The organism is Shewanella sp. S1-49-MNA-CIBAN-0167 (assembly GCF_040310145.1).
In the GTDB taxonomy this organism is placed as follows: Bacteria; Pseudomonadota; Gammaproteobacteria; order Enterobacterales; family Shewanellaceae; genus Shewanella; species Shewanella psychromarinicola.
In genome coordinates this window covers 1-256 of sequence record NZ_JBEOPO010000367.1, presented here as the reverse complement: position 1 = coordinate 256, position 256 = coordinate 1, and the positions used below count along the sequence as shown (strand labels likewise).

Genomic DNA, 256 nt, shown 5'->3' with positions numbered 1-256 from the left:
GCATCGGCCTTGAAGACTTAGTACAAAAGCGTACTGGTAACATGATGCAGCCTAAACTTGCCGCTAAAATTGAAAAAGATACCCGCAAAGTATTTGCAAACGGTATTGAAGCACACGGTACCGATGCACTACGCTTTACCTTAGCAGCAATGGCATCAACCGGTCGTGATATCAACTGGGATATGAACCGCCTTGAAGGTTACCGTAACTTCTGTAACAAATTATGGAACGCAAGCCGTTACGTATTAATGAACAC

General features: G+C 43.8%; 1 protein-coding gene. It reads left to right on the top strand.

Annotated elements, in window-relative coordinates; all coding sequences use genetic code 11:
- The coding region (locus tag AAEZ00_RS21655; protein WP_351090030.1) for a hypothetical protein at positions 1-256 on the top strand (256 nt) is incomplete at both ends.